Annotated in this window: 2 protein-coding genes; one reads left to right on the top strand and one right to left on the bottom strand. The window is 26.7% G+C overall.

Annotation, left to right across the window (positions count from 1 at the left end):
* Positions 1-260 precede the first annotated feature (260 nt).
* Positions 261-3368, top strand: a complete 3108-nt coding sequence (locus tag MBORA_RS08785) for a right-handed parallel beta-helix repeat-containing protein (RefSeq protein WP_063720557.1) — start codon at positions 261-263, stop codon at positions 3366-3368.
* A 450-nt stretch (positions 3369-3818) separates the two neighbouring features.
* Here MBORA_RS08785 and MBORA_RS10700 read toward each other — a convergent pair whose 3' ends face one another.
* Positions 3819-3980: a transposase gene (locus tag MBORA_RS10700; RefSeq protein ID WP_232817547.1), complete on the bottom strand. Its 162-nt coding sequence runs from the start codon at positions 3978-3980 to the stop codon at positions 3819-3821.
* Positions 3981-4464 lie beyond the last annotated feature (484 nt).

Here is a 4464-nt window from a genome sequence, read left to right as displayed (position 1 = left end):
TAATCAAAAAATAATTTATCACTTAAGTTTTTGAAAGTGCCATCTAAGAACTAATTAATAACACTATTATAATATGAAAAGATATAATAAAAATTTTCAGCTAAAAATTCTTAAGTTTCTAGGAATGTCAGGAATTCAAAACTTTTAAATATATGTGTTATTGATATTATAATATAGTTAAAAATATATTACTTTAATTAATATTAATTAGTAGTAATTTTTTAACTACATATAAAAAAATGAGTGAGGTGAAAAAGAATATGTTATTTAAAAATATGGGTAAATTGTTATTTTTATTTATTATTTTATTAATGTCTATATCGGCTATTTCTGCAGTTGATGATTCAACTGATGCAGTTCAAGGAGTAGCATTAAATGATTCGGATGTTCTTTCATATTCTAATGATTTAAATGATCTAGTTGGTGATAGAGGAACTCCAGGTTCTTTCACTGATTTACAAACAATTATCAATAATGCATCAGCTGGATCTACTATAACTTTGGATAAAGATTATGTTTATAATAATTTAACAGACTCTAATCCAATAACAATTAATAAGAAATTAACTATACTTGGTAATAATTTTACATTAAATGGAAATAATCAATCAGCTATTTTAAAAATAAAGGGTTTTGGTCTTTCTCATGTTGTTTTAGATAATATAACTTTTATTAATGGGTATTCTGATGAAAGTGGAGCTGCTATCTACTCATTATCAGATGATATAGAAATAAAAAATTGTTACTTTAAAAACAATAAAGCTGATGATGCTTATGGTGGTGCAATATATTTAGGCTGGGATCGTGGAATAATTTCTAATTGCGTCTTTATTAATAATACTGCAGGTCATGGTGGAGCTATTTATACAGCTAATAATAATTTTAGAATTAAAAATTCCACATTTAAAAAAAATAATGCCCCTAGGGGTGGTGCTATTTATTTTGATTCAAATGGAATTTTAGAAGATTCTATATTTATTTATAATAATGCAGAATATGGTGGAGCTATTTTTGTTAATGATGAAACTGTTACTATTGTAAATTCTTCTTTTAATGATAATTATGCAATTCATTGGGGAGGAGCCATATCTTTCCAAAGTGATGAAGGTAATATTATAAATTCCTCTTTTAAAAATAATAATGCAAATGGTTCTGGTGGAGCTGTATTCTTCCATTGTAAGGAAGGTAATATTATAAATTCCTCTTTTAAAAATAATAATGCAAATGGTTCTGGTGGAGCTGTTTATTGTCCGAGTAATGCTAATAATATCAAAAATTCTATTTTAAATAGTAATTTTACTAATAATACTGCTTATAATGCTGGAGCTATTTGTTTAGCTTCTAATAATACATTGGTGGATAATTGTCAGTTTATTAATAATTCTGCCACTAAATATTGTGGTGGAGCAATTGATGACACAGATATGGATTTAAAAAATAATACTATTTCTAATTCTGTTTTTAAAAATAATTTTGCTAAGATTTATGGTGGAGCAATAAGTGTTGCTAATGTAATGATAATAAATTCAACATTTAAAAATAACTCTGCTATCTTTGGAGGAGCTATTTATGTAATTAATTCAACTATTATTGATTCTACATTTGAAGATAACTCTGCTAAAGAAGAAGGCAAATCAATATATGCAATTAATAATGTAACATTAGAAAATTGTAATATTGATTCTAGTGATGTTGTAAAAAAATTCTTAAATAAAAAATTAGAAGTTATTAACAATTATGACTACAATTATTTCACTGTAATTAATGGTTTTTATGGATTATGTACTGAAAGATTTTTAGGTGAGGCTTTAAATGGTATTCGTGATGATGGTCTTAGATTATTAAGAAATAGTCTTAGTGGTGAAGATGTTAGTGAATATCTTAAAATATTGATTTATACTTTTGTAAACAAAGAACAAGACTTAAATGGCACTGGTTTAAATAATGCTGTTTGGGAATTTACTGATGGTAATTTTAGAAATTCCAACAACACAATTGTTAAAAAAGTTTTAGCATTATATGAGTCTGGAATGAGAGTTCCTAATAAAAATGCTTCTAAACTTTTAGATAACAGATCAATAATCTTTTATGATTTCTCATCATTAATCACACCATCATTATGGCAAAATTTAGTATTATTTAAATTCAGATCCCTTAATATCACAGAAAACCTTACAAAAGAAACATTAAACCAAAGTGTATTAATCAACCAAATTGTCGAATTTAAAATAACACTAAAAAATACAGGCAATGAAAGTATTAACAATGCTTTTATACAAGATAATGATTATAGTAATGGTCTTGTCTATTATGGTTGGAAAAATGTTGTGGGCAATTGGACTTATGATGCAACACATAAAAAATGGATTTTAAACAACCCATTAAAAGCTGGTCAAAGCGTATCTATAATCCTATTATTCAAAGCTGTGCAAAATGGAACTTTAATAAACAACGTTAGCTCTGGATTTGACAATATCACATTATCCAACAGTACAAACAACACAACAGTTTATAAACCTAATATTAAAGTAATTAAATTAACCAATAATCCCATTGTTTTTGCTGGCGATTATGTAGGCTTCACAATCAAAGTCACCAACACAGGAGACTGTAAACTAAACGGTGTTTTTGTTTATGAGACTAAATATGATGGCCTCAAATATGATTCCTTTATTGGAGCTGATTGGACAAAATCAGGAAACAAATTTATTTACAACAAAATCTTAGACATAGGAGAATCAGCCAGTTTCATTGTTAAATTTAAAACAATAAAAACAGGTAACTTCACAAACATAGTAGTCGTAGGTTCCAACGAAACACCAAACAGCACTACAAACAACACAACCAAAGTATTCACTCCTAAACTAAGTGTTATTAAATTATCCAACACCCAAATCGTAACTGTAGGACAAAAATGTAGTTTTACAATCGTTGTACGCAACACCGGAGACTACAAACTAACCAAAATATTCATAATCGAAAAAAATTACAAAGGACTTAAATATGATTCCTTTAAAGGATCAAAATGGACAAAAATAGGAAACAAATTTATTTACAACAAAATTTTAAATGTAGGTGAATCCGCAAATTTCACAATCTTCTTTAAAACAACAAAAACTGGAAACTTCACCAATATTATAATGGCAGGCAGTAACGAAACAGGAAACAAAACTGTTAACAACACTACACAAGTTGTAAAAAAACACAAAAATGAAAGTAATAATAAAACTCCTAAAAATCCTAAAGATCCTAAAAATCCTAAAGATCCTATTGTAAAAGAACATAATGTTGAAAAAACTACAGGTAATCCAATATTAGCACTATTAATAGTATTAGCAATAATCCCATTAATCAAACGCAAATATTAAAAAAAAGATTACCTTTTGAGACTGTCCAATAATTTGATTTTGAAATTTTGGATTGAATATTTGGAATTCGGAGTGCTTTTTTACACTTGAAATTGCACTTCGATGATATTTTTTTAGGAAATAGTAGTTAATGACTTTGTTGAGATTCTATATTTTTTCACTTGAAATTTCACATCGACATTATTTTTTTGATATTAGAATTGTGTTTTCATTATTTTAGTATGGGATTTGTCAATAAATCTTTAATTTAATAATTTTTCTTATTTTAATATTCAATTATTCTTTGTTTTACTCATACTCTTTTTAAAACTCTTATTTTTGATTTTTTTTGAGAATTTTTATTTTGGCATTTTTTTTTGCATTTTCAGGATGGGACATGAAATTTTTTAATTTTTCATAGAATTTTTTATTTTAAAAATTTTTTGCAATAATTTTATTTTTCAGTTGTTTCTATTGTTTATCTCGTTGTATATTCTTTTTTAAGTTGTGTCCTATTGTGTATAGTTTAAACTCTGTATTTACTTTTTTTAAGCCTGTTGTTGTGAATTCTGTTAGGTGCATGTTTTGTTTCATGTTTGCAAATGGTAGTTCCTGCTGTTTTTTTGAGCGTATTTTTGTAGATTTTTTTTGGGGCTTCTGTGGTTTTCTATTTTTCTTTGCATTTTTATTTTTGAAATTTTTCCATAGTCACTGATTATTCTGTATCGTTGTGTTTTTACTGCAATATTCTTGTACTGGGCAGTTTTTGCATTCTTTGGTCCAATGTGTGATTCTTGTTTTGTTTTTGTATTGGTATTCGCTTTTTTTTCTATAGTGGTTGACCAATGGGGGGAAGATATAGGTCATTATTTCGTGATCATAGTTGATAATTAATCTTTGGAAAAATGGTTTTTTTTTCGGACAATTATTATACTATTTTTTTTTCTTTTTTCTTGAGAGTTTTCGTGAGGATATGTAACCGTCAAGGTCCATGTTTTTTCAAGATATTCTGTGTTTTTCATCTGTTGAATAGTCATTATCTGCACTTACTTGGTAATTAACAGGCATTTTCATCGTTATATTTCTGTTAAATTTGATTGTACTTGTTCCATTTAAT

The sequence above is a fragment of the Methanobrevibacter oralis genome, assembly GCF_001639275.1.
Lineage (GTDB): Archaea > Methanobacteriota > Methanobacteria > Methanobacteriales > Methanobacteriaceae > Methanocatella > Methanocatella oralis.
The sequence above is the reverse complement of the archived record's forward strand: the minus strand, read 5'-3'. Positions and strand labels throughout refer to the sequence as shown.